3 protein-coding genes are annotated in these 3472 nt (G+C 60.6%); all 3 read right to left on the bottom strand.

Annotation, left to right across the window (positions count from 1 at the left end; genetic code table 11):
• Window positions 1-37: 37 nt before the first annotated feature.
• Entirely contained in the window at window positions 38-991 is a 954-nt protein-coding gene (locus HU811_RS25950) for an adenosine deaminase (protein ID WP_076386484.1), read from the bottom strand.
• An 83-nt stretch (window positions 992-1074) separates the two neighbouring features.
• Window positions 1075-2040, bottom strand: a complete 966-nt coding sequence (locus tag HU811_RS25945) for a 2-oxoglutarate and iron-dependent oxygenase domain-containing protein (RefSeq protein ID WP_186658920.1) — start codon at window positions 2038-2040, stop codon at window positions 1075-1077.
• Window positions 2041-2180: 140 nt separating this feature from the next.
• Window positions 2181-3263 carry a BMP family ABC transporter substrate-binding protein gene (locus HU811_RS25940; protein WP_186658917.1) on the bottom strand — a complete coding sequence of 361 codons (1083 nt, stop codon included), beginning with the start codon at window positions 3261-3263 and terminating at the stop codon, window positions 2181-2183.
• Window positions 3264-3472 lie beyond the last annotated feature (209 nt).

Below are 3472 nucleotides of genomic sequence, written 5' to 3'. Positions count from 1 at the left end.
TTCGCGAGCAAGCCCGCTCCCACAGGGGGACTAAGTCTTAGGGTTTTACCAGCCGTGCATCCAGGCTGTTCTGCGCCAGGCGCGTGGCCTGGTCCTGGGTCATCCCCAGGTGAGTGTGCAGCGCGTGGAAGTTTTCGGTGACGTAGCCGCCGAAGTACGCCGGGTCATCGGAGTTGACCGTCACCTTCACACCGCGCTCGAGCATGTCGAGGATGTTGTGTTGCGACATGTCGTCGAACACGCACAGCTTGGTGTTGGACAACGGGCAGACCGTCAGCGGGATCTGTTCGTCGATGATCCGTTGCATCAGTCGTTCATCTTCAATGGCCCGCACGCCGTGGTCGATGCGCTGGATCTTCAACAGGTCCAGGGCTTGCCAGATGTACTCGGGCGGGCCTTCTTCACCGGCGTGGGCAACGGTCAGGAAGCCCTCGTTGCGCGCACGGTCGAATACCCGCTGGAACTTGCTCGGCGGATGGCCCATTTCCGAACTGTCCAGACCCACGGCCACGAACGCATCGCGGAACGGCAGCGCCTGGTCGAGGGTTTTCTCGGCCTGTTCTTCGCTCAGGTGGCGCAGGAAACTCAGGATCAGGCCGCTGGTGATGCCCAGTTGCTGTTCACCGTCCTTGAGGGCCGCGGCGATGCCATTGAGCACCACTTCGAACGGGACGCCACGGTCGGTGTGGGTCTGCGGGTCGAAGAACGGTTCGGTGTGAATCACGTTCTGCGCCTTGCAGCGCAACAGGTAGGCCCAGGTCAGGTCGTAGAAATCCTGGGAGGTGCGCAACACGTCGGCACCCTGGTAATACAGGTCGAGGAATTCCTGCAGATTGTTGAAGGCATAGGCCTTGCGCAGGGTGTCCACGTCGCTCCACGGCAAGGCAATCTTGTTGCGTTCGGCCAGGGCGAACAGCAGCTCGGGCTCCAGCGAGCCTTCCAGATGCAGGTGCAGTTCAGCCTTGGGCAAGGCGTTCAGCCAGTCGTACATGTTCTTTTCTCATCAGCGAATCGATGGCAGGCATTCTACAGGGGCTGGCCGCAATGTCTGGTAAAACCTGACCGGCTGATCCACTACACCGCCTGTTGTTCCCGCCGGTAAGCATAGGTGTCAGCGAAGCGCGACAGCAGGAATTCGGCGCAGGTGGTGGTCGGGTACTTCGGTGGGTGGCCCTCATCCTGACAACCGGGCAGGCATTGGATCAGCGTGTCGGGGTGCGGCTCGGCAAAGAACGGCATCGAATAGCGGTCTACCCCCAGCGGGCTGATCACCCGATGGGGGGTGGACAGGTAACGGTCGTTGCTCCAGCGCGCCATCATGTCGCCGAGGTTGACCACGAACGTGCCGTCGATGGGCGGCGCGTCGATCCATTGGCCATTGACGTTGCGCACTTGCAGGCCACCGGCGGCGTCCTGGTAGAGCAGAGTGATGCAGCCGTAATCGGTATGGGCGCCGGCACCTTGCTGCTCGGCAGAGCTGGCGGTGTGACGCGGCGGATAGTGAATCAGGCGCAGCACGCTTACAGGCTCAGTGAAGCGCGTGTCGAAGAAATCCCGCTCGATGCCCAGAGCCAGGGTCATGGCGCGCAGCAGGGTTTGGGCAAGGGCCTGCATGTCGCGGTAATGCTGCTCCATCAGGGGTTCCCAGCCCGCGAGGTCCGGGTGTCGGTTAGGTCCCCGCAGAGGCTTATGCGCCAGCACGTCGGGATGATCGGCCGGCAAGTGCAGGCCCATGTCGAAGGTTTCTTTCAGGTCGCTGGGTTTGGCCGGGTCCAGTTGTTCGGTGGCGACGGCGCCGTAGCCGCGATGATGGCGGGTCTGGGTGATGTCAATCTTGAGTTTTTCTGCTACCGGCAGCCTGAAGAAGCGTTGGGCCTGGTCCAGGACTTGGGTGATGCGTGCCGGGCTGATGGGGTGACCCTTGATGTAGAAAAAGCCCCACTGGCGGCAGGCCTGGTCGATCTGGTTGGCGACCGATTGCCAGGCGCTGGGGGCATCGCCGTAGAGCGGGCTGATGTCGATGATGGGAAGGCTGTTCATGCGGCTTTCCTGATTGTGTAGGGGCCGATGTGGGAGCGAGCCTGCTCGCGATAGCGATTTGTCTGTCGACATCAACGTTGAATGTCAGTCCGCTATCGCGAGCAGGCTCGCTCCCACAGGGTTTTGTGTTGACTCGTCAGTTATTTGGGAATCTCAGCCTTCATGCCTTCGACGTAATAATTCATCGACGCCAGTTCTGCGTTGGTGGCGCTTGTGCCCGCCGGGATTTTCTCGACGCCGGCCTGGTCCTTGATCGGCCCGGTGAACGGATGGAAAGCACCGCTCTCGATGTCGGCGATGATCTGCTCGGCTTCGCCTTTGACCGCCGCTGGCACCAGGTCGCTGATCGGCAGCTTCACCGTGCCTTCCTTCAGGCCGCCCCAGTAGTCCTGGGATTTCCAGCTATGGTCGAGCACGCTTTGGGTTGCCTGGATGTAGTGCGGGCCCCAGTCGTTGACAATCGAGGTCAGCACCGCCTTGGGACCGAAGTGGGCCATGTCCGAAGCGTAGCCGACGGCGTAGACGCCGCGCCGCTCGGCGGCCTGGATCGGCGCCGGGCTGTCGGTGTGCTGGAACACCACGTCCACGCCCTGATCGATCAAGGCGTTGGCGGCATCGGCTTCCTTGCCCGGATCGAACCAGGAGTTGACCCACACCACTTTGATTTCGGTGCCAGGGTTGTACTTGTTCAGGGCCAGTTGGATAGCGTTGATATCGCGGATCACTTCTGGAATCGGGAAGGAGGCGACGTAGCCGATTTTTTTGCTTTTGGTCATCTTGGCCGCGATGAAGCCGCCGACGTAGCGACCCTCATAGGTGCGTGCCAGATAAGTGCCCAGGTTCTTGTCCTGCTTGTAGCCGGTGGCGTGTTCGAAGGTCACCTTGGGGAATTGCTTGGCGACCTTCAGTGTCGGGTTCATGTAGCCGAAGGACGTGGTGAAGATCAGGTCGTATTTGTCCTTGGCCATGTTGCGGATCACCCGCTCGGCGTCGGCGCCTTCGGGCACGTTTTCCACGTAGTTGGTGGTGATTCGGTCGCCGAGTTTCGCCACCAGTTCCTTGCGTCCCTGTTCATGCTGGTAGGTCCAGCCGTGGTCACCGATGGGGCCGATATAGACGAAACCGACCTTCAGCGGGTCGGCGGCGCTGGCATTCAAGCCGGCGCTCAGACCGACAGTTGCAGCGACGGCGCAAAGCAACATCTTCAAGGGACGCTTGTGCATGAACTCGAACTCCATTTTGTTGTGAGGTTGGCTGAACAGCGCTAATGCAAAATGCTGACCAACAAGACAACAAATATTCGACAGCTTGATGCAGCCATCGCGGGCAAGCCTTGCTCCCACAAGCGCAAGGCCAAACCATGTTGCATAAGGCTTGCTCTAACAATTGCGCTGCAATAACCGTGGGAGCAAGGCTTGCCCGCGATGAGGGC

Origin of the sequence: Pseudomonas tehranensis (assembly GCF_014268615.1) — a bacterium.
GTDB classification, from domain to species: Bacteria; Pseudomonadota; Gammaproteobacteria; order Pseudomonadales; family Pseudomonadaceae; genus Aquipseudomonas; species Aquipseudomonas tehranensis.
The sequence above is the reverse complement of the archived record's forward strand: the minus strand, read 5'-3'. Positions and strand labels throughout refer to the sequence as shown.